We start from the raw sequence: 26,603 nt of genomic DNA, 5'->3' as shown, positions 1-26,603 counted from the left end.
TTCATCTGAAGGTGCTGGTGCGGCGCCGCGCGACCGAGCGCGATCCGGTCCACTTGTGCAGCCCTACCACGGCCGCGGCGAGTGTGGCGATGAGGAGAATCCGCATCCAGGTGTCCGCGCCGATCGGCTCGGTGCCGAACACGGCGTTCATGGCGGGCAGGTAGGTCAGGGCCAGCTGGGCCAGCGCCTGGACGGCCACCCCGACGATGATCCACGGGTTCGTGAATAGCCCGATCCGCCACGCCGACCGGACCGGGGAGCGGCAGCTGAACAGGTAGAACGCAGCGACGACGACGAAGAGGTTCAGCGCCGCGGTGCGGGCCTCGGCGAGTCCCGCGCCCGCGGAGACCTCCCACTCGAACAGCCACCACGACCCTCCGACCAGCAGGGTCGAGACGAGGAGGATCCGCGTGGCCAGGCTGGTGGTGAGCAGCGGCTGATCCGGGTCGCGAGGCGGACGGGTCATGATGCCCGCCTCCTTCGGCTCGAAGGCGAGGGTGAGGCCCAGGGCGACCGCCGTCGTCATGTTGATCCAAAGGATCTGCGTGGGCAGGATCGGCAGCGCGGTGCCGAACGCGATCGCGGCGAGGATGACGAGCCCTTCGCCGATGTTGGTCGGCAGCGTCCAGACGATGAACTTGGTGAGGTTGTCGAAGACGCCGCGGCCCTCCTCGACGGCGGCCTCGATGGTGGCGAAGTCGTCGTCGGTGAGCACCATGTCGGAGGCGTCCTTGGCCACCTCGGTGCCGCCGGCGCCCATGGCGACGCCGATGTCGGCCTGCTGCAGGGCGGGCGCGTCGTTGACGCCGTCGCCGGTCATGGCGACGACGTGGCGGCGGCTCTGCAGTGCCTCGACCAGGCGAAGCTTCTGCTCCGGCGACACCCGCGCGAACACGCGGGCCCCGTCGACGGCATCGCCGAACCGCTCGGGCGGGAGGGCGTCGAGGTCGGCGCCGGTGACCACCGTCCCGGCCGGTGCGTCGTCGTCGAGCAACCCGGTCCGGTGGGCGATCGCCGCCGCCGTGGCGGCGTGGTCCCCGGTGATCATCTTCACCGAGATGCCCGCGGTCCGGCAGGCCCGGACGGCGTCCGCCGCAGCCTCGCGGGGCGGGTCGTGCATCGCCTGCAGCCCCGTGAACACCAGCCGGCCGGCCAGCCCGCCCGGACTGAGCTCGTCATTCCCGCCGACGACGCTCATGGCGGTCGCGAGCACGCGCAGGCCGCGATCGGCTAGACCGGCTGCGGCAGCGTGGGCGCGGCCGGAGTCAAGGGGGACAGGGTCGCCGGCCGCGTCGAGCTGGGCGTGGCAGAGGTCGAGCAGCCGCTCGACCGAGCCCTTCGCGAGGACGATGCGACGGCCGGTCGCGGCCTCGTCGTGCAGGGTGGCCATGTACTGCAGTTCGGAGCTGAACGGCAGGGTGGCCCGACGGGGATAGCCGGCGGCTACCGACGAGGCGTCGAACCCGGCCTTGGCCGCGGCGACGACCATGGCCGCCTCGGTCGGGTCGCCGACCACGACCCACCGCTCGCCGTCGCGGTGGATGGAGGCGTCGGTGCACGCGGCGCCGGCGAGCAGCGACCACCGCAGGGCCGCACCGCTGACACCGTCGTCGATGGTCACCGGCCGGTCGGCCGCGTCGACGAGCGAGCCGGACGGCTGGTACCCGGACCCGGTGACCTCGTACTCGCCGCCCGGGGTCCAGATAGCGCGGACGGTCATCTCGTTGCGGGTCAGCGTGCCGGTCTTGTCCGTGCAGATGACCGTCGTGCTGCCGAGGGTCTCGACGGCGGGCAGCCGGCGGATCACCGCGCGCCGGCGGGCCATCCGCGACACGCCGATCGCCAGCGTGATCGTCACCGCGGCCGGCAGTCCCTCGGGGATGGCGCCGACGGCGAGGGCGATGGCGGCTGTGAAGGTCTCGGCGGCCCCCTGGCCGCGGAGCAGCCCGACACCGAACGTCACCACCGCGAGGGCCAGGATCGCCACTGTCAGCACCCGGCTGAACGAGGTCAGCTTCGCCGTCAGCGGCGTCGCCAGCGTCTCGGCCGCCTCGACCAGTCGGTGGATGGCGCCGAGCTCCGTCGCCGCCCCGGTGGCCACGACCACGCCGGCGCCGCTACCGGCGGTGACCAGGGTGCCCGAGTAGGCCAGGTTGCGCCGGTCCGCCACCGGTGTCGCGGCGGTCAGGACCGCGGCCTCGTCCTTGTCCACGGGCACGGATTCGCCGGTCAGGGCGGACTCGTCGACGCTCAGCCGGCTCGACCGGACGAGGCGCAGGTCGGCGGGGACCTTGTCGCCGGCCTCGAGCACGACGAGGTCGCCGGGCACGACCTCCTCGGACGGGACCACCTGCGCCCTGCCGTCGCGGACCAATCGCGCCCGGGTGCGCACCATGGCCTGCAGGCCTTCGAGGGCGCCCTCCGCCCGGGACTCCTGGACGAAGCCCACTACCGCGTTCAGCGTGACGACGCCGACGATGACGCCGCAGTCGACGTACTCGCCCAGCAGGCCCGTGACCAGCGCGGCGGCCAGCAGGACGTAGACGAGTGGATGGTGCAGCTGGCGCAGCAGCCGGACCATGGCACCGATCCGCCGCGCGGGCGGCAGCGCGTTGGGGCCGTAGTGTTCCAGCCGCCGCCGGGCCTCGGCCGTGGTGAGCCCGGCGTCGGTGTTCGTACCCAGCCCGAGGGCGACCTCGCCGGCGGGCTGCCCGTGGCCGTCGCGGACCAGGCTCACCGGTCCGCGCCCGTCCGCCGCTTCCCATGCACAACGGCGTCGCGGAGGTCGTGCAGCACCGCGCCGTACCACTGGGCCTCGGCCGGGTCGAACCGCCAGTTCGCGACGGGCTCGCGCATGGCGTCGTCGAGGTGACTGGACTTGACCAGCGCGACCTCGGCGGCCAGCGTCGTCCGCCGGTGCCGCAGCCAGTCCGCGAACCGCGTGCTGCCGAGCCACGCGCCGTCGTGCGGGACGAGGGACAGCTCGCTGAGCAGGGCGCCGAAGTGGCGGGCCCGCTCATCGGTGACGACCGAGCGGGGGTCGTCGCGGGCGGAGAGGTCGTCCCAGACCAGCTCGTCGAAGCGGAAGCGTTCGGGACCCGCGATCTCGACGACGCCGTTGGCCGGCGGTTCCACCGCGACGCGCCCGAGCATCGCGGCGACGTCGTCGGCGGCGACGGGCTGCACGAGCACCGGCGCGAGCCGCACCGCGTCGCCGTCGGTGGCGGCGTCGGCGATGCGCATGAGGAACTCGAAGAACTGGGTCGCCCGCGTGACGGTGAAAGGGATCGGCGAGCTCATGACCAGGTTCTCCTGCACCAGCTTGGCGCGGAAGTAGCCGATGTCGGGGAGCCGCTCGGCGCCGACGACCGACAGCGCGACGTGGTGGCGCACCCCCGCCTCGGACTCCGCCGTGAGCAGGTTCCGCGTGGACGTCTCGAAGAAGTGCAGCGCGGCCTCGTGCTCCAGCGACGGCGAGTCGGCGACGTCGACCACGACCGTCGCGCCGGTCAGCGCGTCGGCCAGGCCGGCGCCCGTGACGGCGTCGACCCCGGTCCGCCGCGACGCCGCCACGGCCTCGTGGCCGTGCTGCCGCAGCAGGGCGACGACGGAGGAGCCGACCAGCCCGGTGCCGCCGATCACGACGATCTTCACGTCGTCACCGCGTCCAAGGCCTCGAGGATCGTCGCCGCCACGGCCTCGGGTTCGGAGACGCTGAGCGCGTGCGACGCCCCGCGCAGCTCGCGGATCACCTTGGCACCGGCCCGCTCGGCCATGAACCGGTGCAGGTCGACGGGGATGTTGAGGTCCTGGTCGCTGAAGACGAACCACGACGGGATCGTCTGCCAGGCCGGCGTGTCCGTCGGCAGTCCCTCGGTGAGCGCCGTGTCGGTGACCGGGCGCTGGGTGGCGGCCATGACGGCGGCCTGGGCGGGGGAGACGTCGGCGGCGAACTGGTGGTGGAAGACGTCCGGCCGGATGGCGAGGTCGTTGCCGCCGGTCGACACGGGATGGGCGGCGAGCGCGTCGCCCAGCGTGCTGCCGGGGAACTTCGTCGACAGCCCGAAGGCGGTCTCGCCGTGGTCGGGCGCGAACGCGCAGACGTAGACGAGGGCGGCGACGGCGGCGCTGCCGGCGGCGGCCTCGGTGATCACCATGCCGCCGTAGGAGTGGGCCGCGAGCACCACGGGGCCGTCGATCGCGGCGATGACGTCGCGGACGTAGGCGGCGTCGCCGGACAGGCTCCGCAACGGGTTGGCTGCCGCGACGACGTCGAGGTCGCGCTCGCGTAACCTCTCGACGACGCCGGACCAGCTCGCGGACTCGGCGAACGCGCCGTGGACGAGAACGACGGTCGGTCTCTGCTCGGACATCGGACTTCCCCTTCTCTGGTGACGATCACCCGGTATGACCGGTTGGGCGCGCCGGTTGTGACAGCCCTATGTCCCTCGCAGCGCCGACCGGGCGAGCAGGGTCTCGAGGACGGCGAGGTCGCCGGTCCGGGCCGCCGCGAGAAACGCCTCGACCAGGCGCCGCCGGGCCGCCGCGTCGACCGGTTCCCGGCGATCCGAAGCGAGGCCCAGACGTGCCCGTCGCGCGAGCTGGCGGGTGTGGGCGACCTGTAGCCGGAGTAGCTCGGCGATCCGTCGGTACGGGTAGTCGAACCCCTCGCGCAGCAGGTACGTGGCACGCTCGACCGGCGTGAGCCGCTCCATGAGCAGGGTGATGACGGCCTCGACGGCGTCGCGGCGCTCGGCCTCGACCTGGGGGCCGGCGCCGCCCTCGACCGCCTCCACGAACCGGCCGGCCACCGGGGCCTCATGGCGCCGGCGGGCGCAGCGCGCGGCGTTCAGCGCGAGCCGCGTGGTCGTCGTGGCGAGGAAAGCGGCCGGGTCGAGGACGACCGACCGGTCGGTGCGCTGCCACCGCAGCCAGGCGTCCTGCACGATGTCCTCGGCGTCGCCGGGGTCCTGGAGAATCCGGAAGGCGATCGCGAGGAGCCGGGGCCGGGCGCCGGCGAAGACCGACGTGGCGTGGTCGAGCGGCGGGTCCGACAGTCGCGTGCTCATGCCGGCAGCCTCGCGTCAGGGGGAGCGGCGTCGCGCCCTTGAGAGTGCGTGGCCGTTGCCGTGGCCACGCGGCCACGTGCATTGTCAGGCGACGGGGCGTTCCAGCGCGCTCCGCAGCTGCCGGCGGCTGGTCACGTCCAGCTTCGCGAACACCTTGCGCAGGTGCCACTCGACGGTGTGCCGGCTGAGGTAGAGCTCGGCGCCGATCTCGGGGTTGGTGCGTCCGTCCGCGGCGAGGCGGGCGATGTGCAGCTCTTGGGCGGTGAGCTCCTTGCGGGTGTCGGCCCGCCGTCGGCGCACCGTCTCGCCGGTGGCGGCCAGCTCGCGGCGGGCCCGCTCGGCGAACGCGTCGACGCCCATCGCCGTCAGCGCGTCGTGGGCGTCGCGCAACTGGGTCCGCGCGTCGGAGCGGCGGCCGGCGCGACGCAGCCACTCGCCGTAGAGCAGCCGGGTCCGCGCCTGCTCGACGCCGACCCCGGCTTGGCCCAGACGGTCGATCGCCTCGCGGAAGAGGTCGTCGGCCGGGCCGGCGTCGTGGAGCTGAGCGGCGGAGCGTGCGGCGATGCCCAGCGCCCAGTCGGTGCCGCTGGCCGCGGCGATCTCGGCGAGCAGCCCGGCCGCGGCGGCCGCGGTGGAGTGCTCGCCGCACCGCGTGGCCGCCTCGACCAGTTCGGCCAGCGTCCAGCCACCGGGCTGGCTCCCGACCGGGAGGAACACCGGGCGCCCGTCATCGTTGCCGGGAGGGAAGAGGAACTCCCGGCAGTGCGCGAGCGCGGCCGGGTAGTCGCCATTGCCGTTGCGGATCACCGCGTTCGCCCACGACGTCAGCACGACGACCAAGCCCTCGCCGCGTGCGGTGGCGTCCGTCTTCGCGGCGGTGATCAGCTCCTCCGCCCCGGTGTCCCCGCGGTACGCCGCCAGGCCGATGGCGCCGTACGGGTGCAGCGTCGTCCCGGCCACTTCGGCCAGCGCGTTCGCCTCGTCGAGTAGCGCGCCCGCGGTGGCGAGGTCGCCACGGAACAAGCGCGGATAGACCACGCTGTTCAGGGCGAACTGGAGCGCGTTCAGGGCACCGGCCTCGCGGGTGTACTCGAGGTGCCGCTCCGCGATCGCGGTCCAGCCGGGCAGGTCCCATCGGTCGCACGCCATCGAGCCGGCGAGCACCAGGAAGCGGAGTCCCTCCTCGAGGGGGAGGTGCTCTTCCAGGTACGCCTCGGTGACGTCGCGCATCAGCCTCGTGGAGGCGGCGTAGCCGTCGACCTGGAGCACCGCCATGCACTGCAGCAGCTGGTCGCTGCGGCGTGGGCGGAGCGGGACGGGAGCGCTCAGTGCCGCGTGGGCGACCTCCACCGCCCCCGCCTCGCCGATGCGCCGCGCGGCGAACAGGGTGGCCTCGAGCGCGGTCACGTACGTGTCGAGTGCGAGCTCGAGATCGAGCGGCTCCAGCCGGCGGGCGGCGGCCAGCAACAGCGGCAGCGCCTCGTCGCCGCGGTTCGAGGCGAACGCGATCTGCGCCCGGAGCACCTCGGCGCGGGCGCGTTGCAGCTCGGTCAGCGATCGGTGGTCGAGCAGGCCGAGCAGCTGCAGAGCGTCGTCGAACGCCCCCGCGTGCAGCATGGTCTGGGCCGCCTTGAGCTCGCGTTCGACTCGGCTGACGCCGTCGGGGGTCAGCCTGGCCGCCCGCGCGAGGAAGGCAGCCCCGGCCGCGAGGCCGCCGTGTGCGAGCGCGCGGTCGGCGGAGCGCTCCAGCTCCGCGGCCACGGCCTCGTCCGGTCCGGAGGCGGCGTGCGCGCGGTGCCAGGCCCGCCGGTCCGGGTCGCGGTCCGGGTCGGTGGCCTCGGCGAGCGCACGGTGGGCCGCCTGCCGGTCCCGTAGCGCGGCGGAGCGGTAGACGGCGGAACGCACGAGCGGGTGCCGGAATCGCACGGTGTCCCACACGTCGATCAGGTCCGCGGCCTCGGCCGGGGTGGCCGCGTCCTCCCCGAGTCCCAGCCGCTCGGCCGCGCGCCAGAGCAGGCCGACGTCGCCCAGTGGCTCGGCCGCCGCGATCAGCAGGAGACGCCGGGTCTCCGCGGGCAGCGGCTCGAGCCGGCGGCGGAACCGCTCCTCCAAGCGACCCGCGACGGTTCCGGCCGCCGTCTGGTCGGGCCCGAACGTCAGCTCCGCCGATGACAGCCAACGCGGCAGCTCCAGCAGCGCCAGCGGGTTGCCCCGCGTCTCGGCGAGGATCCGGTCGCGCACCCGGACGTCCAACGGTGTCGTGACCACCGACTCCAGCACGGCGACGGCGTCGGCCTGCTTCAGCCCGTGCACCATGAGCCGCGGCAGGCCCGCCCAGGCCTGCTCGTCCTCACGCGCGCGGGCCGCGAACACCATGACGACGGACTCCGCGGCCAGCCGGCGCGCGACGAACGTGAGGATCTGGGCAGACGCCTGGTCGAGCCACTGCGCGTCGTCGATCACACAGATCAGGGGCTGGTCACCCGCATGCTCGGAGAGCAGGGTCAGCACTCCGAGCCCGATGACGAACCGGTCGGGCGGCTTGCCGGCCCGCATGCCGAACGCCGTCCCCAGCGCCTCGGCCTGCGGCGCCGGCAGCCCGTCCAGCCCGTCGAGCAGCGGGTTGCACAGCTGGTGCAGGCCCGCGAAGGCGAGCTCCATCTCCGACTCGACGCCGGCGGCACGGAGCACGCGGCAGCCGGTCGCAGCGTCGACGAGGTAGTCGAGCAGCGCCGTCTTGCCGATGCCCGCCTCGCCCTGCACCGCGAGCACGGCGCTCTGACCCGATCGAGCCGCCCGGATCAGCTCGAGCAGGACGTCGCACTCCGTGTCCCGCCCGCGGAGCAACCGTGGAGGGCGTGCCCCGAGTTGCACGACGGCCTCCCAGCGGTCGGATGGTGCCGCCGAACGCGTCCGGGCGTCCGGCCGGCGCCGATCACCCAGCCTGGCACTCGTGGTTCCCTCCGGACAAGACCCCTAGCCAGCTCCGGCAGCGGCCGCCGTCCGGCTCAGCCAGTCCGCGTACCGGGTCTCGCCGAGGACCGCGCCGTCGCCGGGCACGATCGACCGCTCGTCGAGCTCGGTGCCGAAGTAGCGGGCGTGCGGATCGGCGACCACCCTGCGCGGATCGTGCCGGGCGGCCAGGCCGTCGCGGACGAAGTCGTCGAACCGGAATCGCTCGGGCCCGCCGATCTCGACGATCCCGTTCAGCGGTGCCCCGGCCGCCGTCCGGCCCACCATCGAGGCGGTGTCGGCGGCGGCGATCGGCTGGAAGAGCACGTGCGGCAGCCGGACCGTGTCGCCGTCGGTGGCGGTGTCGACGATGGCCTTCACGAACTCGAAGAACTGGGTGGAGCGGACGATCGAGTAGGGGATCGGGCCGGCCTGGATCAGCTTCTCCTGGGCGACCTTCGCCCGCAGGTAGCCGCCGTCGGGCAGCCGGTCGGCCCCGACGATCGAGAGCGCGACGTGGTGGCCCACCTGCGCGGTCGCCTCGGCGGCGAGCAGGTTCCGAGTGGACGTCTCGAAGAACCGCAGCACCGCCTCGTCCTCGAACGACGGGGAGTTGGACACATCGACGACGACGTCCGCGCCGGCCATCACCTCGGCCAGGCCCTCACCGGTGAGGATGTCGACGCCGGTGTCCAGCGACGCCGGGACGGCCTCGTGCCCGTGTTCGCGGAGCCGGTTGACGACGGTGGACCCGATCAGCCCGCTGCCGCCGATGACGACGATCTTCATCATGCACCTCCGAGTGCTGCCGGCGGCGCCGATCGCCGTCCGGTCACCACCTCGGACCGGACGGCGCGCTCCGATTGTGACAGCGCTGAGCTGCTGTCACGTTTCGTGCCGCTGCCCGGTCTAGGGAGCATGACAACCACATTTCTCGTGACCGGCGGCACCGGGCGGCTGGGCTCTCTCGTGGTCGACCGGCTCCGGCAGGCCGGGCACGACGTTCGGGTCACCAGCCGGCGGTCCGGGCCGGGCCTGCGCACCGTGGACTGGAAGACCGGCGTCGGGCTCGTGGCCGCGCTCGACGGCGTGGAGGTGGTGGTCCACACAGCAACCTCGCACCGCAACGTCGATATGGAGCGCGCGCTCGCCGAGGCCGCCGCCGACGCGGACGTGTCGCACCTGCTGTTCATCTCGGTCGTCGGCATCGACCGGATACCGATCAAGTACTACCGGCTCCAGGTGGCCGCCGAGCGGATCATCGAGCAGTCGGGCGTCCCGTACACGATCCAGCGGGCCACACAATTCCACGACTACGTCCGCTCGGTCTTCGACTCGCTCGCGCGGCTCCCGGTGATGCTCGTACCAGACGTGAGCTTCCAGTCGGTGGACCACGCCGACGTGGCCGAGCGGCTCGCCGCCCTCGCGCTGGCACCGCCCGCCGGCCGGGTGGCCGACATGGGCGGGCCGGAGATCATGAAGGCCACCGACATGGCCCGGATGTACTTGCGCTCGACGGGGCGCCATCGCGCCGTCGTGCCATTCCGGGCGCCCGGACGGGCCTTCGGCGGCCTGCGCGCCGGCTACCACCTGGCACCCGAGCACGCCGACGGCCGGATCACCTTCGCCGACTACCTCGCCGCGCGCTCGGACGACCAGGGCGCCCCGGACCGGAGCCGATCATGAGGGCGTGGACCCGCGCGCTGGTCATCGTGCTCGGCCTGCTCACCGCCACGCTCGGCGTCTGGGCAGGTTTCGCGCCCCGGTCCTTCTACGACGACGGGCCCATCCCGCTGATCGACACCGGCTGGGTGGCGGCGCTGCCGCCGTACAACGAGCACCTGGTGCGCGACTACGGCTTCATGAACCTCGGGATGACGGTGATCTTCGTGGTCGCCGCGACCCGGCTGACACCGGTGCTGGTGCGCACCGCCACGGCAGCGCTGTTCGTGTTCGGCCTGCCGCACACAGTGTTCCACAGCCGGCACCTGGACCACATGAGCGGCGCCGACGCCGTGACCCTGATCGTCACCACCTCGGCACTGACGGTGGTCCTGCCCGCTGTCGTGTTCGCGATGGCGGGCGCGCTCGACCGGGCGGAGTCCGACCGGCCGGCTCGCCGGTTGTCGTCAGGGCGCAGGTGACGGCGTAGCAGGGTTCTCGCGGTCGCGGAGGTGGCGTTCGAGTTCGCCGAGGATCCTGAACGAGACCTCATGTGGCAGCAGTGGCGCTACTTCGAGGCCGGCCTGGCCCAGTTGCGCCGGGTGACCCGCAGCCCCGTCGTGATCCCCACCTGCGACCAGGCGCTGTTTCACCGGTTCTGGCTCGCTGAGTACGCACCCGAGGTCCCGCTGCGCTTCGATGGTTCAACGAGGCCTACTGAGGTTGGCCGGAGATGCTCCTCGACCCCGGTGCCCGCCGGGCCAACTCGGCCTGGGGCTCGTCGGTGGCGACGTCCATATGCGGCTCGTGGTGTCCCCGACCCTCGATCTTGCTGACGGCACCTGGGACGACGCACACCGGACGCTGGGGGAGGCGTCACACTTCGACGGCTCCGTGATCCTCGCTCCCGAGGTCAGCGAGGCAGTGGCATGCACGCGAGCTCTGGCGGCATCGGGATCAACTGCCACGATCGGGTTCCCCTCCTCGCGAGTGTGACCCACATTATGCCGATCCGGCTCACACGATCTTCGGGAACGCGATGAGGAAGCCCACACCCACGAGGAGCAAGGCCATCGCGCCACCGATGACCACCCAGGTCAGGCTCGCTGAGCGCAGTCGCTGCGATACCGCGGTGAAGAACAGCACCAGCGCGAACAGCACCGTCAGCAGCGTGTAGTTGTCGCCGCGTTGGTTGTTCTCCAGGGCTTCGGCGAAGAGCGCGTCGGCGCGTGCATCTGCCGCCGCTGCTTCGGCCGCTCCCGGTGGTTGGTATTCGGGGAGCGCGAAGGGGCTCTTGGGCGCGTCGGGGTTCGCGAGGGGCGACATCGCCGTCCAGGCGTCGAACGCGACTGCGAAGTGATCGGTGAAGCGGGTCTGCACGAACTGGCGTAACGCCTCGTCGCCGGCGGCGACCGCCTGGACGTACACGCTGAACACGTCGAGGTCGAAGCCACGCGCGGCATCGGCCTCGGCAGCGTCACGGGAGGCCTCGATCCGTGCGGTCGACGCCCGGGAGAAGGCGATCGACATCTCGCCGCCCCATTTGCTGGCCTCGAATCCGCTCCACGCGGTGAGCACCGCCGTCACGGAGAGGACGACGACGGCGACCAGTTCGCGAAGCTCCGTGCGGCCAGCCTGGTGAACCCGGTCATCGTCGTCCGGCATCGTCGACCTCCAGGGTCTCGCCCGCGGCTGAGCACGCGGGCCCACCCTGCGTCATCCGCGCCCCGGGCAGATCACCCCGCAGGGGTGACTCGCCCGCACGCGAGACCCCAGTCCCCAGCCCCGGGGGTAACCCCCCTGACCACCGGGACCGGGGACGTTCGTGTTCGCAGTGGCTGCGAAATCGGACGGAGGCGGGCGCGTGGAGGCGCCACGGCTCCGTGCTCGAGGAGAGGCGAGTGCGGCGGATCAGCGCCCGAGGTTCGTCCGGGCCTCCGAGGTCATGCCGTCTGTGGTGCCATCCGGCGGCGGCCGTCGGTGAGTGCAGCCCGAGCCGCCTCGGCCTGATCGCTACGGTCGTCGCTTCCGGTGTCCTCGACGATGCACACCAGTTCCGCCGCGTGGCGGGTGTCGTGAAGGGTCCATTCCTTGGTGAGCACGGTGAGGGCGTCGGCCACGTAGGGCTCGGGGTCGTCAGCAGCTCCATCGCGCGACGGCGACCAGGCGATGGTCAGTTCCACGCAGCTGGGGTCGCGCCAGCCGAGGTCCACGGTGATCTCCCTCGATGAGGCCGACAACCCCAGGTGCACGCCGAAGGCGGCGAGAATCTCGAGGCGAGTGGCGGCACGCTCACCGACGACTCGGGAGTCCGTCCAGGCCTGAACCTTCGCCATTGCGTCCTCGGGGTGGACCACAAAGTCGGGTCGCGGGTGGTTCGTCATCGAGTTGCCTTTCCAAGGGCCGAATCGCGAGCAGGGTGGATTTCCAGGACGTCGTCGAGCCCGGCTCGGTGCAGGAGACCCACCATGGCCTGGTCCGGCTGCGTGAGTGTTAGCCGGACCCCGCGGGCCGTGCAGCGCCGCTTGGCCCACAGGAGCGCGGCGATGGTCGGGGAGGAGAGCCTGGTCAGTCCGGACACGTCGACCACCAGCGCGGATGGGCCGTCTGCCAGCATCTCCTCCAGGCGCCAGCGCAGGTCGTGGATGCCTTCACGCAAGGTCTGATCCGACAGGAGCACCACGGCTGAGGCATCGCGCGTGTAGAACAGTGGTCGCCGGGCACGCCTTCGGCGCGGACGTGGCGTGTGAGCACTCTGGTGCATGGGCCCAGGTTGCACGGGCCAGGTGGAGGTGCCCCGACGGTCACTTTGCAGTTCCATGACAATGCGGACCGTGGATGTCGACGCGGGCGTGCGGTCGGGGGGTCGGTGAGACGATGCCGGGTGTGTCGAGGCGGGTGCTGGTGCTGGAGGACGACTACGGCCTGCGCACCTCGCTGCGGCTGGTGCTGGAGCAGGACGGGTACACCGTCGTCGAGGCCGCCGAGGCGGTGACCGCGTTGGCCCTCGTCCGCTCCGAGCGGGTGGATGTGATGCTGGTCGACCTGATGTTGGGCGGTCTGGACGGGTTCACCTTCATCCGCGGTGCCCGGCCGGAGACGACCGCCCCGATCATCGTGATCAGTGCCCGGGACGGTGCCCGGGATGTGGTGATGGCCCTGGAGGCCGGCGCCGACGACTACGTGCGCAAGCCGTTCGACGTCGCCGAGGTCCAGGCGCGGCTGCGGGCCGCGCTGCGGCGCCCCGATATCGCCGCTGATGGGTCGCCCGACGTGGGCGCCGCGGTAGTGCTGGACTCTGGGCACGGTCCGCTGGTGTTCGACCCGGCCGCGGCCACCCTCAGGCGCGGCGACGAGGACGTGCACCTGACCCATACCGAGTTCAAGCTCTTACACGCGTTGACCGAGAACTCCGGAAGGATGATGAGTCGCGGCAGCCTGCTCGCACGGGTGTGGACCGACGGTCACTTCGGTGACGAGCGGATCGTGGACGTGCACATTCGGCGGCTGCGGACCAAGATCGAGCAGGACCCCGGCGCCCCGGCGATCGTTCTCACGATCCGCGGCCTGGGCTACCGGCTGGATCCGCAGTGAGGGCTCGGCTGGCCGCGCGCGGACTGCGGTCATCGGTGGTGGCCGCCTTTGCCGCTTGGGCGTTGTCGATCAGCGTGATCCTTGCCCTGGGGACCTATTTGTCGGCCCGGCACTACCTGATCGAGCAGCGTGAGCGCACGGCATTGCAACAGGCCTACACCGACGCTGCCCTGGCCAAGGATGGGCTGCGCACTTCCGGTGCCAGCGTGGCCGACGTGCTCGATGCGATCGCGCTTCCGAACCGCACCGTCGCCTACGTACGTACCGGCGGGCAGTGGTACTCCTCCGGCCTCGTGGAGGAGAGCCACGCGGCCACCGAGCACGTCGAGCGGGCGGTCGCCGACGGGTCAGTCGGCCTGAGTTGGACCCGGGCGACCGATCCGCCCGCCATCGTGGTCGGCCTCCCACTGCCCGCGGTGGATGCGGAGTATTACGAGGTCACTGTTGCCGAGGAGCTCGACAGGACACTGTTCACCCTGCGCACCGCACTCATCGTCTGCGCGGTGATCACCACGATTGCCGGTGCGCTGCTGGGCCGTTATGCCGCGCGCGCCGTGTTGCGCCCGCTCAACCAGGTCACGGTCGCGGCCGCCCGGATCTCCGGCGGCGACCTCGCCACCCGCCTGGACCCGGTCGACGACCCCGACCTAGCCACACTGGTGGGGTCGTTCAACAACATGGTCGACACCGTCACCGAACAGTTCGATCGTGATGCCCGGTTCGCCGCGGACGTCGCCCACGAGCTGCGTACGCCGTTGGCCACCCTCACCACAGCCCTCGGGGTGCTGCAGGGTGCACCCGGGCTGTCGGGGTCGTCCACGCTTGCGGTCCGGCTGATGGGGACCGAGCTCGAACGGTTCCGCCAGGCGTTGGAGGACCTGATCGCCCTCGGGCGTCTCGACTCGGGCGTCCGCGAGTCGGAGTGGGAGACCGTCCCGGTGATCGACCTCGTTCGCCTGGCCGTTGCCGACACTCGCATCGCGAATGTTGCAGGTCCGGCGGAGCTCGGGGCGACCGATCTGGTGACGGCCGAGCCGGCGGCGGCCGGCCTGTGGGTGCGGGTCGACTCGCTCCAGGCCCGCCGTGCACTGTCGAACCTGATCCGCAACGCCGACACCCACGGCGGCGGGCTGACTGGTATCCGGATCGCCACTCGGGGCCGGTTCATCGACATTCACGTCGAGGACGCGGGCCCGGGGGTGCCTTCGGAGGAGCGGGAGCGCATCTTCGAGCGATTCGCCCGGATCGGCGCCCGCGGCGCCACCGGCGGCAGCGGGCTCGGGCTGAGCATCGTCGAACGGACCGTTGCCGTCCACGGCGGCTCGGTATGGTGCCGTGAGAGCGTTGCCGGAGGCGCCGACTTCGTCCTTTCCCTTCCCGTATCCGGAGGTCAGCCGTGACCCCGCGCGCCGGAAGACGCACCGCCAAGGGCACCACGACGCTGACGACGAGCACAGCGGTACTGCTGGCCGTGCTGATGGGCGCGCTGGCCGGGTGCGGTGTACCGTCCGACGATTCCGTCCGAGTCATCGACGACGCCGCGGTGCCCTACCAACTCCTCGAAGCTCCGGAACAGGCACCGGCCCCGTCGCCGGCCCCCGAGCAGTCCCTGTCGCCGCACCTGTACTGGGTCGACACCACCGAGCACCTCGTGGCCAGAACCGCGGCCCGCTACTGCGTGGCCACACGCGCCGAAGTCGTCGAGAAGATCCTCGAGCAGCTGGTGGCCGGCCCTCCCGAAGAGGACCGGATCGCCGGCATCGGCACCGCGCTCCCACCCGAGGAATGGGTCACCCTCCGCGACCTCGACGGCGACACAGCGCGACTCCAAGTCGCACCCAACGACGCGATCGGCACCGGCCGGGTCACCCTCGCCGCCGCCCAGGTCGTGCTCTCGGTCACCTCGATCGCCGGCATCAACCGGGTCGAGCTGCTCCGCGATGACGAGGAGCTCCAGGTGCCGCTGCCAGGCGGCGAACTGGCCACCGGGCCACTCGGTGCCTCCGAGTACGCCACCCTGCTCGCGGTGCCCCAGGACCCATTGCCCACCGGAACGGCCCTGGAAAGCGAGATCAGCTGTCCCCGACCTGCTACTCCTGACCAGTAGCACAGGGGTCGTCAGGGCTACTTCATCCTCACGACCCTGATGGTCGTCGCCGGCGTCGGGCCGGTCATCCGCGCCGCCTGCCCGGCGAGTCGAGGCGCTCCGATGGGCGGCATGCGAGACCGGCGGTTCGTGTGATGCTGTACGGCGCGAGCATCCCGCCGCACCTCGTCGTCATGGGCGTGTCCGGCTCCGGCAAGACGACGGTCGCGACCCGCCTCGCCGAGCTGCTGGACCGGCCGTTCGCCGAGGCCGACGACATGCATCCGCCGGCCAACGTCGCCAAGATGTCGGCCGGCGCGCCGCTGACCGACGCCGACCGCGAGCCGTGGCTGCGCACCGTCCGCGACTGGCTGAGCGCCCAGGCCGAGCAGTGCCGAAGCGCCGTCGTCACCTGTTCCGCGCTGCGCCGGGTCTACCGCGACGTGCTGCGCGAGGCGGCCTGCGGCGACCCGGTCGTCGGCATCGTCGTCGAGTTCGATGCCTCCGCTTGGTGCGATCTCGTCCGGCGACCCAGGACACGACGCGGTGGCGGATCGGCTCGATGAGAACGCGCGGGGATCTGATGGCTGGGACTACGACCACACGAAGGCCCATCGGCGGCGCGGGTGCTCGATGGTGATGTGCGGCAACCGCCCCAAGGCACGCGGTGACCGGGAGTGCGTGGCTGCCGCGTGCTCTCATGCCCGCGATCGCGCTGACGCATCGTGGGCGTCGTCGAGTCGGGCGATGAATACGGCCGTGAACTGGTCGGATGACCGGTCGTCGAGTGTGGGCAACGTTGGACGGCAGCACGGCTCGCATTTCGCGTACACACCGTCAGGCCGGAGGGATACATCCCTTCCCTGGTTCTGCGACAGATCGGCCACACGCACAGACTCTGACCGGCCACCTTGTCGGACGGGCAAGGATCGTGAGCTGACCAACTGGCGATGGGGTCTTACCGGTTGCGAGCGGACTAGATCTGTATCACCCGCGCCAGCCGGGGGCCGGTTGGGGTCTACTCACCGGGACTCAGCAGCATCGGGGATCGACGCCGAGCTTCTCGGGCATGGCGCTGCACTGACTTGAGGGTGATTTTGCGCTCACCGCACTCGAGGCCGCCCATTTAGGTGCGGTGCACGCCGTCGACCTCCGCGAAGTCCTCCTGGGAAAGGCCGCGGAACAGCTCGACCGGGACTGGCTCGGCATCGAACTGAAAGCCGAGTTCGTCGCCCGTCTGGCAGGCGATCTGTCCCCCGTGCCGGGCGCCGCAACGGGGGACAGCCCGGCACGAGGATTTGATCGACTCACAGTGGGGGTGAGACGACCCAAGGCATCTGCCTACCCGTGCAGCCAGAGACCGTCCACGGTCGAAGGGTCGTAGTGTGGCCGACCCGCCCGTCCGAGGGACGAGTCGTGGGCGGGCGCAGCAGACGGTACTGGAGACGACCGGCTGACTAATCCGAACTCGAGTCGGCGAGGTAGAGCAGGACGGCGCGTACGCGTCTGTGGGCGTCGGCGTCGTCCGGACCGAGGTCGAGTTTGGCCAGGACAGTGGTGATGCGCTTCTCGACCGCGCGTTCGGACAGCTGCAGCCTTGCGGCAATACCGGCGTTGGACAGTCCGCGTGCCATGAGCTCGAGGACGTTGGTCTCGGCCGGGGTGAGCAGGGCCAGTGGCGACCGGGTCCGTGCGGTGCGGGCCCGGACCAGGGCTTCGACGACTCGCGGGTCGAGCATGGATCCGCCGGTCCTGACGGATTCGATGGCCTGCCGGAGCTGGGCGACGTCGCCGACACGCTCCTTGAGTAGGTACGCACGGCCGGCGGCTGAGGGCTCGAACAAGCGCAGGGCCCAGTCCGGTTCGACGTACTGCGACAGCACGATGACGCCCAGGTCGGGCTGGGAGACGCGGAACTGCTCAGCCGCGCGGATGCCTTCGTCACCCTGGCCCGGCGGCATCCGCACGTCCGTGAGCAGGACGTCGGGCCGGTGTTCGCCGACGACGGCGACGAGTTCCGGGAGGGACGCCGCCGTGCCCACCAGGTCGATGTCGTCCTGGGTGGCCAGGAGCAGCCGGAGTCCCTCCCGGATCAGGTAGCTGTCCTCGGCCGCGACGAGCCTGATCGCGGGCGCTTCGTTCATGACGGCACCGTAGCGATCCGGTCAGAGCGCCGCGACCTGCGATGCGCGCGACACGGCTCGGTCGTGGCCGGCCCGGGAGAGCATCGCGAGCCCGATCGGCACGACGCCGAGGACCAGGACCACATCGGCGGCGATGGTCAGCGGTTCGATGCCGGCGGGGCGACCCGAGAAGAAGAGGACGCCGCCGAGCGTCGTCAACGCTGCTGCCCAGGTGGGTGCGATGCGTGTGCGCCACACCAGGATGCCGGTGAGGACGAAGGACGCCGGGGCGAACCATCCCCACGGAAGGAAGGCCAGCAGCCCCACGGTTGCCGAGCCGTCGTCGAAGGCCGCCTCGACGAAGTCCCTGCCGAAGTGGTCCCAGTGCAGCGCGTTCACGTTGAACGCCGCACCCGCGCAGGCCGCCGGGATGGCGAGGATGAGGAGCGCGAGCGCACCGCGTGGAGCATGCGGCTCCAGAGTGCGGGAGACGCCGACGAACGCCCAGCCGAGGAGGAAACAGGACCAGACACCGATCGTGCCGCCGAGGACACCGTTGTTGATGCCATTGCCGGCAACGAGGTAGGCGATGTCGCTGAGCAGGAACACGACTGGTGCCGCGATGACGGCGAAGGCCAGGAAACGTAGCCCTGGCCGGAGATCGGGCGGTGCGGTCATGATGACCTCCAGGTAGACACGGGACCGGATGAGTCGAGCCTGGACCGGACGGGCGTCCGCGCCCAGGGCGCTGGCCGCCGATCGCACGGGCGGTCAGCCACACCCTCGGGTGCGGCTGACCGCCTCCCATGCCGGTACTCAGGGGTCGATACTCGGGTGCGTGGAGGCGCCGACGATGCAGCGACGGACGGCGACGGTCGCGGCGGCGGTCATCACCGCGGTGACGGTCGTTGCTGTCGCCTCGCTCTGGGTGCGTGGACGATCGGCCGACGTGGTGTATGGGCTCTACGTGTTCCACAACGCCCCGGCAGCGTTGACGCTGTCATGGGTCGGGCGTCTGGTCGTGCTCCGCCGGGCCGACAACGCGATCGGACCGGTCCTCCTGGTGATCTCGGGACTGGGCGCCGCGCACGTCGCTGTCGCGGCGATGGCCGATGTGGCCATGGTCTCGTGGGGCTACGACGCGCCCATCACCGAGGACCATCCACTGATCCCGGCGGAGATGCCGCTGACGGCTTCGGTGCCGCTGTGGATCATGAACTGGTTGTGGCTGCCACAGGTCGTGCTCCTGCTCACCGTGCTTCCGGTGCTCTTCCCTGACGGGCGGTTGCCGGGTCCACGCTGGCGTGCCGTGCTGTGGCTGGCCGCCATCGGCGGGGCTGTCTTCCTGATCGGCCTGATCATCGACGGCTGGCCGACGAGCACCTGGTCGGTGAGCGAGACGCCGGCGGTCGTCGAGGTCCTCCTCGCGGCGGGCCTGCTGGTTCTGCTTGCCGCGACGGCAGGGTCGCTGGCCGGCCTGGCCGTGCACTGGAGACGGGCGGGCACCGGCGATCGGCGACCGTTCCAGGTGGTCGGCACCACGGTCGCCGTGCTCGCCGTTCTGTGGATTGCGACCTACCCGTGGCCGTGGTTGTGGATCCCGACGGTGCTGATCGCGCTCCAGGTGCTGCTGATCGCCTACGCTCTCGCCGCCGCGCGCTTCCGGGTCCATGACCTCGAGCCCGTGCTCGCCCGCAGCACGGTCGCGGCCGGCCTCTCGGTGGTGATGACGATCGGCTTCGCCGCGGTGACGATCACGGCCGGGCTGCTGGCGGCGCGGCTGACCGACAACGACGTGCTGCCGCTGGTCGCGGTCGGCGTCGTGGCGCTGAGTGTGGAGCCGGTGCGTCGTGCCGCGCGGCGGCTGATCGATCGGATCGTGTTCCGCCTGGCGGCTGATCGCATGGAGGTGGTGTCTCAGGTCGCGGCCCACGCCGGCAGCGGTGCCTACGACGACCTGCTCGCCGGGGTGGTCGACGCGCTGCGCCGGGGCACCGGGGCACGCCGCGTCGAGGCATGGCTGCACGGTGATCGCGGGTTCGAACCGGCCGCCGCGACCGGACCCGACGGCGCCCATACCACCGCGCTGACCGAACAGGTCACGAGTCACGGCGAACACTTCGGCGAGCTGCGGCTCCTGGTCGATGTTCCCGGCGACCTCGCCCCGGACGCACGGGAGCTGCTGGCCGATGTCGCGCACGTCGCAGGCGCCGCACTGCACAACGCCCGGCTCACCGCCACGCTCGAAGCGCAGCTCGACGAGCTGCGGTCCTCGCGCCGGCGGCTGGTCGAGGCCCAGGACTCGGCCCGGCGCAGCGTCGAGCGCGACCTCCACGACGGGGCCCAAGCGCAACTCGTCGCCCTGCGATTGCGGCTCGCCCTCATCCAGTCCCGGGTCGCCGATCAGGCAGGCTCGGCATCGGCCGATACCCCGGATGCTCTGGCCGCCGACCTGGCCGAGGTCGCCGAAGGGATCGACGCTGCCGTCGGCACACTGCGCGACCTCGCCCGCGGCCTGCAACCTCCGATCCTCGACCAGGACGGGGTCGCGGCCGCGCTACGGGCGTACGTGCGCAACCTGCCGATCCCCGTCGCCGTGTCCGCCGATGGCACCGGCCGCTACGACGCCGCGATCGAGTCCGCGGTCTACTTCGCCTGCCTCGAGGCGATCCAGAACGCGTTCGCACACAGCGGCGCGTCCAGGATCGAGGTCCGGCTCGTCGACGAGGAGGATGCTCTGACCTTCTCTGTGGTCGACGACGGCAAGGGATTCCGCCCCGACCGCGTCGACGCACGCCGGTCGAGTTCCGGACTCGTCAACATCGCCGATCGACTCGACGCGGTCGGCGGCAGCCTCACCATCGACAGCACCCAGGGAATCGGCACTCGGGTGTCAGGAACGGTTGACATCACGACGACATGACGATCACCGATACCGATCGAATCGCCGTCCTCTCGAGTGAGCGCGCAGGGCTACTGCTTCCCGTCAAGGCAGCACAAGGGCCATCCGTGAGCAGACCTGTGCACCTCTTCGCCGCCGGGCTCAGGACGTATCCGAAAGCGACCGCCGACGCTTGGACTCGAGCCTGTTCGGCCGGTCCCTCGACGGCAATACGACGCTCGCGTCGGGGGGTCGGATCGCTACCTCCTCGTGTCGCTCCCGGCGCAGTTCGTCGAGTATCACCACGGGCGAGCGGGGGTTTGGTCGCCGGGCGTGCGTCGAGTGGGTTCAGGCTCGTGTCGGTCCGCGCGTCGACGAGTTCCTGGCATATGGGCCGGCGTCACGTGTGAGTAGAGCCTGGCCGATCCTCCTGCTCGCAGGGCTACCACTGGCCTGGATCGCCGTCGTCAGCGCGCCGCGTCGCGGTCGGACTTCGTTGTCGGTGGGTGCGGGTGCCGGGCCTGCCGGAGGATCAGGAACTCCGGCGGCGCTCGAGCAGGACGGTGTCGTGCCAGGGTGCCGTCGCGCTGGGCGATGCGCTCGCGGATGCCGACGGTGCGGTAGCCGGCCTGGTGGTGCAGGGTGAGGTTGGCGCGGGTTCTCGGTGAAGATCGAGGTCTGCAGCGTCCAGATCTCGTCGTTGTCGGCGGCGGTGACCTGTCGGCGTAGCAGCGCCTTCCCGACCCCGCGGCCGCGGAACTCGGAGTCGACGTAGACCGAGGTCTCGCCGACGCCGCGGTCGGACACCGGGGAGATCGAGGTCCAGCCGACGAGGGCGCCGTCGATCTCGGCGACCCACCGGTGCCCGGGCAGCCAGGCCGCGGCCAGCCGAGTGCTCGGCGGCACGGACGTCTCGAAGGTGGCGATGCCGGTGTCGATGCCATGGCGGTAGATGCGCCGCACGTCGGCCCAGTCGTCGTCACGCAGCTCGCGCACGGAGACGTCGGCGGGGATGTCGTCGGGGCAGCAGGGACGATTGGCGGCGGTCATGCCCATGACGACCTCGGCCATGTGCGGCAGGCCGGTGCAGCAGGCCTCGTTGACGGTGACGCGGGTGCTGGTGCCGACCTTGGCCACGTGGACGAAGCGGGCGTCGGCGAGCTTGCGCACATGGTGTGAGGCCGTCGACTGGCTGATGCCGGGCAGCTCGGTCAGCTCGCCGACCGTCATGCCGCCGTGGGAGGTGGCGACGGCGTGCAGCAACCGCACCCGGGTGGGATCGGACAGCACGGCCGGGTGAGCCTGGTCCCGGATGCGGGGAGCCGCATCGATGGCGTCGATCACGTGATCGCGCTGACCGGCCTGCGCCCCGACCTCGCCTGGCTGTCCGAGCTGCGGCTGGAGCTGGACGCCACGCTGCAGGCGCCGGTGAAGCTCGCGCCGATGATCGACCCGAACGTCCACTCCTGCGGCAGCGTCGCCGCACGGCGTGCTCGAGCTGGCCCACCCCGAGCCGGGCGTGTACCTCGCGGGGATGAAGAGCTACGGCCGGGGGCCCACCTTCCTCGCCATGACCGGCTACGAGCAGGTCCGCAGCATCGCCGCCGACTTCGCCGGCGACCGGGCGAGCGCCGAGCGCGTCGAGCTCGTCTTGCCGGAGTCCGGCGTCTGCGGCGGATCCGGCGGCTACGACGGTGACGACGCCAGCGGCGGCTGCTGTGGGGTCTCGGCGGGTCCGGAGCTGATCACGCTGATTGCGCCGGTTCGCACGCTGGGCTGATCGACAGGGCGTCGGCTGCCGGGCACGGCAGCCGACACGCTCGGTGCGTCCTCGCGCCGCCCGAAGGCCGCGGCGCTCGACAATGAGCGCAGGCAGGAGGACGCCCAGGGGTGACCAGCGGTCGGTCGAGGTCCTCACCGGCTTGGTGAACGAGTGCCGGTCTGCCTGGCTCAGTGTCGCAGGATCGTGGGCTGCGGTGGACGGGGACGCCGGCGACGTGTTGCCCGCGATCGCGTCGTGGGCGCAGCACATCTGCTACGTCGCCGAAGCGGTGAGCGTGCTGTTCACCAACGGATACTGCCAGGCCGCCCACCCGCTCCTGCGGCAGATCTTCGAGCACTCCGTGGCGGTCGCCGTCGTGGCGAATAGCCCCGCTCGGTATGAGGAGTACTTCAAGGACACCTGGTCGGGACTACGCCGCGTCGGTGAGGAACGTGACGCCGTGGGCCTCGACCATTACCCGGACGCCGCGGCGTTCCTCGCCGCGGCCGAGGAGCCGACCTCGAAGCACACCAGCACTAAGGCCCGGTTCCAGTCCCTCGGCGATGACGGTCAGCGGCTCGATCTGTCGTGGCTCGCTGACCGATGAGCCTCAGTGGCCCGCGAGCGCCGTCCGCGCCCTGGCGTTGATCCTGGACTGCCTGACGATGGCCATGGACAGCATCGGTTCGATCGTGCGTGACGATCCGCTCGGCGACTTCATCATGACGGTGAACGTCCGCAAGTTGGTCGCGTTCGAGTCCCTGTCGATCGAACGGCCCTCACGCCCGTTGCTGGAGCTGATGGGCGAGGCCGGCGGCTTCGTCCCGATCTGCACCTGGTGGGAGGGTGCGCGGCTGGTCCGGCCCTACGAGTGACCTGCTGATGGAGCCTGCGACACGCCGAGCTGGTCGAGCAGGGTCAGGACCCGGTGTTCGATCTCGTCGCGGATGGGGCGGACGGCGTCGAGGTCCTGGCCGGCGGGGTCGTCGAGGGTCCAGTCCTCGTAGCGCTTGCCGGGGAAGACGGGGCAGGCGTCGCCGCAGCCCATGGTGACGACGACGTCGGCGGCGCGGACGATCTCGTCGGTCCAGGGCTTGGGGTACTCGGCGGAGATGTCGATGCCGCGTTCGGCCATGGCGGCGATGGCCATGGGGTTGACGTGCTCGCCTGGTTCGGAGCCGCCGGACCAGGCGATGGCGTCGTCGCCGGCGTGGTGCTGGAAGAAGCCGAGGGCCATCTGCGAGCGGCCGGCGTTGTGGACGCACAGGAACAGGACGGTGGGACGGCCGTCGTTGCTGCGGCCTTCGACGCGGGCGAGGGCGGTGAGGCGCTGGCGGGCGAACCGCTCGGCGAGCAGCGGCAGGAAGTTCGCGACGACGGCACGCCCGGCGAACTGGTCGTAGGAGGTGTGTAGGAATCGTTCGATCGTCTCCTGGCCGAAGGTGCCCTCGAAATCACTCGCAAGCCGGGTGGCCGCGGTCGTGAGTGCGACCTGCTGGTCCAGCGTGAGCGGTGCGCGATCGTAGGTCTGGGACATGGTGATGGCTCCTCTCAGGAGGCCGAGAGTCGTGCGGCGAGGCCCTCGACACGGCTCGCGAGCGCGTCGACCGCGGTGTCGAAGGCCTCATCGGTGCCCACCCGGACGGGGTCGGGGATGGACCAGTGCAATCCGCCGAGTTCGCCGAGCTCTTCATGAGCGTGGTCGCAGACGGTGACGACGTAGTCGCCGCGGGCGGCGATGTCGGCGAGCCTGCGCGGCCTGGTCGGTTGCAACGGGATGCGATGGCGGCGTGCCGCGGCGACGGCGCCGGGGTCGACGCGGTCGGCGGGGTGGGTGCCGGCGGAGGCGACGGGGATGCCGCTGGTCCGTCGCCAGAGTGCGGCGGCGAGCTGGGAGCGGGCGGAGTTGGCGGTGCAGACGAACACCACCCGGTGCGCGCGGTCGGCGGCGCCGGGAGTCAGGCCGTCGAGCGCGCCGGGCAGGAGCCGGACGTAGCTGCGCCGCCTGTCGGCCTCGGAGCGGCCGCGGACCAGGAACTCCGCCGCCTCGAGCGTCTTGAGGTGGTGGGCCAGCAGGTTGGATGGCATCCCGAGACGAGCCTGCAGCTCGCTGGGGGAGAGATCGCCGAGGCTGAGCAGGTCGACGATGTGCAGCCGCGCGGGGTCGGACAGCGCCGCGTGCTTGGCGGCCCGCCGCTCCAGATCCGTTCGCTCACTGTTCATTGCCTCAATCTTGACTGAGCTATAGCCGTGGGTCAAGATGGCGCCGTGACTCGATCCGTACCGCTCGCAGACGTCCCATCCACCGCGACGCCCTGGCGGCGGCTGCTGGCCGAGTTCCTCGGCACAGGCCTCCTGGTGGCGGTCGTCGTGGGGTCCGGGGTCGCCGCGCAGCGGTTGTCGCCCGGCGACGTGGGGCTGCAGTTGCTGCAGAACAGCACCGCGACCGTGCTGGGTCTGACGGTGTTGATCCTGCTGTTCGGGCCGGTGTCCGGTGCGCACTTCAACCCGGTGGTGTCGATCGCGGACTGGTGGCTGGGCCGCCGATCCGGCGCGGGCTTGTCCGGTGGCGAGGTCGGCGCCTACGTGGTTGCGCAGGGTGCCGGCGGGATCGGCGGGGCACTGCTGGCGAACGCGATGTTCGAGGTCGACGCCGGCCTGGCGACGACGGAGCGCACCGGCGCCGGGCTGCTGGTCGGCGAGGTGGTCGCGACCGCCGGCCTGGTGTTGCTGATCTTCGCCCTGGCGCGCACCGGCCGCGGCGCCCTGGCTGCGCCGGCTGTCGGCGCGTACATCGGGGCGGCGTACTGGTTCACCAGCTCCACGTCGTTCGCGAACCCGGCCGTGACGGTCGGGCGGATGTTCACCGACACGTTCGCCGGGATCGCGCCGTCGTCGGTGCCCGCGTTCGTCGGCGCCCAGCTGGTCGGCGCCGCCGTCGGCGTCCTCTTGGTTCTCGCTCTGTACCCCAGCGTCGGCCGCGCCGCTGACGCCGTCGTCGTCCCGCATCCAGAACCGCACGAAGTCGAAGCCCGAGCCTGAGAGGCAGTCCTGTGCACATCGTCGCCATCGGCGGCAGCGACGCCGGCATCTCCGCCGCGCTGCGCGCCCGCGAGCTGGACCCGTCGGCCGAGGTGACCGTGGTGGTCGCCGACGCCTACCCGAACTTCTCCATCTGCGGGATCCCGTACTACATCTCCGGCGAGGTAGGGCACTGGTCGAACCTGGCGCACCGCACCCACGCGGACCTCGAGGCCACCGGGATGCGGCTGCGGCTGGACACGCTCGCCACCGCGATCGACGTCGACGGGCAGCGACTCGCCCTGCGCGAGAGCGACGGCAGCGAGACGTTCCTGAGCTATGACGAGCTGGTCGTCGGCACCGGCGCGCTGCCCGTGCGGCCGCCGATCGCGGGCCTCGACTCGTTGGGTGCGGCCGACGGCGTGCACGTGCTGCACTCGATGGGCGACACGTTCGCGCTCGAGCAGAGCCTGGACCGGATCCAGCCGTCGACCGCGCTCATCGTCGGCGCCGGCTACGTCGGGCTGGAGATGGCCGAGGGCCTGACCGCGCGCGGGATCGCCGTCACCCAGGTCGAGATGCTGCCCGAGGTGCTGCCGACCGTCGACCCCGAGCTGGGCGCGCTGGTGCACGCCGAGCTGGACCGCTACGGGGTCACCGTCCACACGGAGTCGACGGTCACCGCGATCTCCCGCGATGAATCGGGGCCGGGCGGCCTGCACGTCGACGGCGCCGGCCCGGACGGCGAGCCGCTCGGCTGGGATGTCGACCTGGTGCTGGTCGTGGTCGGAGTCCGGCCGGACACCGATCTGCTGGTCGCGGCCGGGGCGCGGACCGGGCCGCGGGGCGCCGTCGTCGTCGACGAGTCCATGGCCACCGGGCTGCCGCACGTCTGGGCCGCCGGCGACTGCGTCGTCACCCACCACCGTCAGCTCGGCGTCACCTACCTGCCGCTCGGGACGACGGCGCACAAGCAGGGCCGGGTGGCCGGCGAGAACGCCCTCGGCGGTGCGGCCGCGTTCGCCGGCAGCCTCGGCACCCAGGTGGTGAAGGTGTTCGACCTGGTCGCGGCCCGGACCGGACTGCGCGAGCACGAGGCGACGGCGGCCGGGTTCGCCCCGGTCAGCACGACCGCCACGCCGGACGACCACAAGGCCTACTACCCGGGCGCGCAGCCGATCACCATCCGCATCACCGGCGACGCCGGCAGCGGCCTGCTGCTCGGGGCGCAGCTGGTCGGACCCCGCGGCACCGAGACCGCCAAGCGCGTCGACACCTACGCCACCGCCCTGTTCCACGGCATGACCGTCGACGCCTTCAGCGAGCTCGACCTGTCGTACACCCCGCCCCTCGGCTCACCCTGGGACGCCACCCAGATGGCGACACAGGCCTGGGTGCGCGAACACGTGCTGCCGGCGCGGCTGCGGCAGCCAACGAGCTGAGATCTGGTCCG

General features: G+C 71.7%; 24 protein-coding genes and 2 pseudogenes. 12 read left to right on the top strand and 14 right to left on the bottom strand.

Annotation, left to right across the window (positions count from 1 at the left end; all coding sequences use genetic code 11):
* Position 1: 1 nt before the first annotated feature.
* The 6 genes from HD601_RS24575 to HD601_RS24550 form a co-directional block, all read right to left on the bottom strand.
* A complete protein-coding gene (locus tag HD601_RS24575) occupies positions 2 to 2,737 on the bottom strand; it encodes an HAD-IC family P-type ATPase (RefSeq protein WP_184826369.1) in 2,736 nt (911 codons plus the stop codon).
* Entirely contained in the window at positions 2,734 to 3,654 is a 921-nt protein-coding gene (locus tag HD601_RS24570; RefSeq protein WP_184826367.1) for an NAD-dependent epimerase/dehydratase family protein, read from the bottom strand. The genes HD601_RS24575 and HD601_RS24570 overlap by 4 nt, the downstream gene beginning before the upstream one ends.
* Positions 3,651 to 4,373: an alpha/beta fold hydrolase gene (locus HD601_RS24565; protein WP_184826365.1), complete on the bottom strand. Its 723-nt coding sequence runs from the start codon at positions 4,371 to 4,373 to the stop codon at positions 3,651 to 3,653. Before HD601_RS24565 ends, HD601_RS24570 begins: the two co-directional genes overlap by 4 nt.
* A 66-nt stretch (positions 4,374 to 4,439) precedes the next feature.
* Positions 4,440 to 5,069 carry a sigma factor gene (locus HD601_RS24560; protein ID WP_184826363.1) on the bottom strand — a complete coding sequence of 210 codons (630 nt, stop codon included), beginning with the start codon at positions 5,067 to 5,069 and terminating at the stop codon, positions 4,440 to 4,442.
* An 84-nt stretch (positions 5,070 to 5,153) separates the two neighbouring features.
* Positions 5,154 to 7,916 carry a helix-turn-helix transcriptional regulator gene (locus tag HD601_RS24555; RefSeq protein ID WP_221441277.1) on the bottom strand — a complete coding sequence of 921 codons (2,763 nt, stop codon included), beginning with the start codon at positions 7,914 to 7,916 and terminating at the stop codon, positions 5,154 to 5,156.
* Between the two features lie 129 nt (positions 7,917 to 8,045).
* Positions 8,046 to 8,810, bottom strand: a complete 765-nt coding sequence (locus HD601_RS24550) for an NAD(P)H-binding protein (protein ID WP_184830160.1) — start codon at positions 8,808 to 8,810, stop codon at positions 8,046 to 8,048.
* Between the two features lie 129 nt (positions 8,811 to 8,939).
* On the opposite strand from HD601_RS24550, the gene HD601_RS24545 reads away from it, so the two are divergent.
* Positions 8,940 to 9,707: an SDR family oxidoreductase gene (locus HD601_RS24545; protein WP_184826359.1), complete on the top strand. Its 768-nt coding sequence runs from the start codon at positions 8,940 to 8,942 to the stop codon at positions 9,705 to 9,707.
* On the top strand, positions 9,704 to 10,165 hold the full coding sequence (locus HD601_RS24540; RefSeq protein WP_184826357.1) for a hypothetical protein: 462 nt from the start codon (positions 9,704 to 9,706) through the stop codon (positions 10,163 to 10,165). Before HD601_RS24545 ends, HD601_RS24540 begins: the two co-directional genes overlap by 4 nt.
* A 535-nt stretch (positions 10,166 to 10,700) precedes the next feature.
* Here HD601_RS24540 and HD601_RS24535 read toward each other — a convergent pair.
* From HD601_RS24535 to HD601_RS24525, 3 genes are all read right to left on the bottom strand, one after another.
* Entirely contained in the window at positions 10,701 to 11,348 is a 648-nt protein-coding gene (locus HD601_RS24535) for a hypothetical protein (RefSeq protein WP_184826355.1), read from the bottom strand.
* Between the two features lie 278 nt (positions 11,349 to 11,626).
* Entirely contained in the window at positions 11,627 to 12,067 is a 441-nt protein-coding gene (locus tag HD601_RS24530) for a hypothetical protein (RefSeq protein WP_184826353.1), read from the bottom strand.
* Positions 12,064 to 12,366 carry an STAS domain-containing protein gene (locus tag HD601_RS24525; RefSeq protein ID WP_184826351.1) on the bottom strand — a complete coding sequence of 101 codons (303 nt, stop codon included), beginning with the start codon at positions 12,364 to 12,366 and terminating at the stop codon, positions 12,064 to 12,066. The genes HD601_RS24530 and HD601_RS24525 overlap by 4 nt, the downstream gene beginning before the upstream one ends.
* Before the next feature lie 215 nt (positions 12,367 to 12,581).
* Between HD601_RS24525 and HD601_RS24520 the strand changes: the two genes are divergently transcribed.
* From HD601_RS24520 to HD601_RS24505, 4 genes are all read left to right on the top strand, one after another.
* A complete protein-coding gene (locus HD601_RS24520) occupies positions 12,582 to 13,277 on the top strand; it encodes a winged helix-turn-helix domain-containing protein (RefSeq protein ID WP_343076444.1) in 696 nt (231 codons plus the stop codon).
* The gene (locus HD601_RS34215; protein WP_184826347.1) at positions 13,274 to 14,677 is read left to right on the top strand and encodes an ATP-binding protein; all 1,404 of its coding nucleotides are present in this window, start codon (positions 13,274 to 13,276) and stop codon (positions 14,675 to 14,677) included. Before HD601_RS24520 ends, HD601_RS34215 begins: the two co-directional genes overlap by 4 nt.
* On the top strand, positions 14,674 to 15,384 hold the full coding sequence (locus HD601_RS24510; RefSeq protein ID WP_184826345.1) for a GerMN domain-containing protein: 711 nt from the start codon (positions 14,674 to 14,676) through the stop codon (positions 15,382 to 15,384). The genes HD601_RS34215 and HD601_RS24510 overlap by 4 nt, the downstream gene beginning before the upstream one ends.
* A 134-nt stretch (positions 15,385 to 15,518) precedes the next feature.
* On the top strand, positions 15,519 to 15,929 hold the full coding sequence (locus HD601_RS24505; RefSeq protein ID WP_221441274.1) for a gluconokinase: 411 nt from the start codon (positions 15,519 to 15,521) through the stop codon (positions 15,927 to 15,929).
* Positions 15,930 to 16,820: 891 nt separating this feature from the next.
* Here the strand turns inward: HD601_RS24505 and HD601_RS24500 are convergent.
* Entirely contained in the window at positions 16,821 to 17,507 is a 687-nt protein-coding gene (locus HD601_RS24500) for a response regulator transcription factor (RefSeq protein ID WP_184826343.1), read from the bottom strand.
* Between the two features lie 21 nt (positions 17,508 to 17,528).
* Positions 17,529 to 18,164 (bottom strand): hypothetical protein, encoded by a 636-nt coding sequence (locus HD601_RS24495; protein ID WP_184826341.1) that lies wholly within the window; start codon positions 18,162 to 18,164, stop codon positions 17,529 to 17,531.
* A gap of 109 nt (positions 18,165 to 18,273) precedes the next feature.
* Between HD601_RS24495 and HD601_RS24490 the strand changes: the two genes are divergently transcribed.
* Positions 18,274 to 20,409: an ATP-binding protein gene (locus HD601_RS24490; protein ID WP_184826339.1), complete on the top strand. Its 2,136-nt coding sequence runs from the start codon at positions 18,274 to 18,276 to the stop codon at positions 20,407 to 20,409.
* A 490-nt stretch (positions 20,410 to 20,899) separates the two neighbouring features.
* On the opposite strand, the pseudogene HD601_RS24485 reads toward HD601_RS24490, so the two are convergent.
* Positions 20,900 to 21,708, bottom strand: a pseudogene (locus tag HD601_RS24485) (helix-turn-helix domain-containing GNAT family N-acetyltransferase).
* Here HD601_RS24485 and HD601_RS36000 point away from each other — a divergent pair.
* The 3 genes and pseudogenes from HD601_RS36000 to HD601_RS24470 all read left to right on the top strand — a co-directional run.
* Positions 21,658 to 22,147 (top strand): annotated as a pseudogene (locus tag HD601_RS36000) (flavoprotein); the annotation flags it as partial. The pseudogenes HD601_RS24485 and HD601_RS36000 sit on opposite strands and share 51 nt — an antisense overlap.
* 196 nt (positions 22,148 to 22,343) lie before the next feature.
* A complete protein-coding gene (locus HD601_RS24475; protein WP_184826337.1) occupies positions 22,344 to 22,736 on the top strand; it encodes a DUF5677 domain-containing protein in 393 nt (130 codons plus the stop codon).
* On the top strand, positions 22,693 to 23,004 hold the full coding sequence (locus tag HD601_RS24470; RefSeq protein ID WP_184826335.1) for a hypothetical protein: 312 nt from the start codon (positions 22,693 to 22,695) through the stop codon (positions 23,002 to 23,004). The genes HD601_RS24475 and HD601_RS24470 overlap by 44 nt, the downstream gene beginning before the upstream one ends.
* On the opposite strand, the gene HD601_RS24465 is transcribed toward HD601_RS24470, so the two are convergent.
* Together HD601_RS24465 and HD601_RS24460 are read right to left on the bottom strand one after the other, a co-directional pair.
* Positions 22,995 to 23,666: an arsenate reductase ArsC gene (locus HD601_RS24465; protein WP_184826332.1), complete on the bottom strand. Its 672-nt coding sequence runs from the start codon at positions 23,664 to 23,666 to the stop codon at positions 22,995 to 22,997. The two genes, HD601_RS24470 and HD601_RS24465, sit on opposite strands and share 10 nt — an antisense overlap.
* A 14-nt stretch (positions 23,667 to 23,680) precedes the next feature.
* Positions 23,681 to 24,352, bottom strand: a complete 672-nt coding sequence (locus HD601_RS24460; protein ID WP_184826330.1) for an arsenate reductase/protein-tyrosine-phosphatase family protein — start codon at positions 24,350 to 24,352, stop codon at positions 23,681 to 23,683.
* Between the two features lie 45 nt (positions 24,353 to 24,397).
* Between HD601_RS24460 and HD601_RS24455 the strand changes: the two genes are divergently transcribed.
* Together HD601_RS24455 and HD601_RS24450 are read left to right on the top strand one after the other, a co-directional pair.
* The gene (locus HD601_RS24455) at positions 24,398 to 25,171 is read left to right on the top strand and encodes an aquaporin (RefSeq protein WP_184826328.1); all 774 of its coding nucleotides are present in this window, start codon (positions 24,398 to 24,400) and stop codon (positions 25,169 to 25,171) included.
* Positions 25,172 to 25,182: 11 nt separating this feature from the next.
* Complete coding sequence (locus HD601_RS24450) at positions 25,183 to 26,592, top strand: FAD-dependent oxidoreductase (RefSeq protein ID WP_184826326.1); 1,410 nt, start codon at positions 25,183 to 25,185, stop codon at positions 26,590 to 26,592.
* Positions 26,593 to 26,603: the final 11 nt, after the last annotated feature.

It is taken from the genome of Jiangella mangrovi (genome assembly GCF_014204975.1).
Lineage (GTDB): Bacteria > Actinomycetota > Actinomycetes > Jiangellales > Jiangellaceae > Jiangella > Jiangella mangrovi.
Note: the sequence above shows the minus strand (reverse complement) of the source record. Positions and strands in the feature narration are given on the sequence as shown.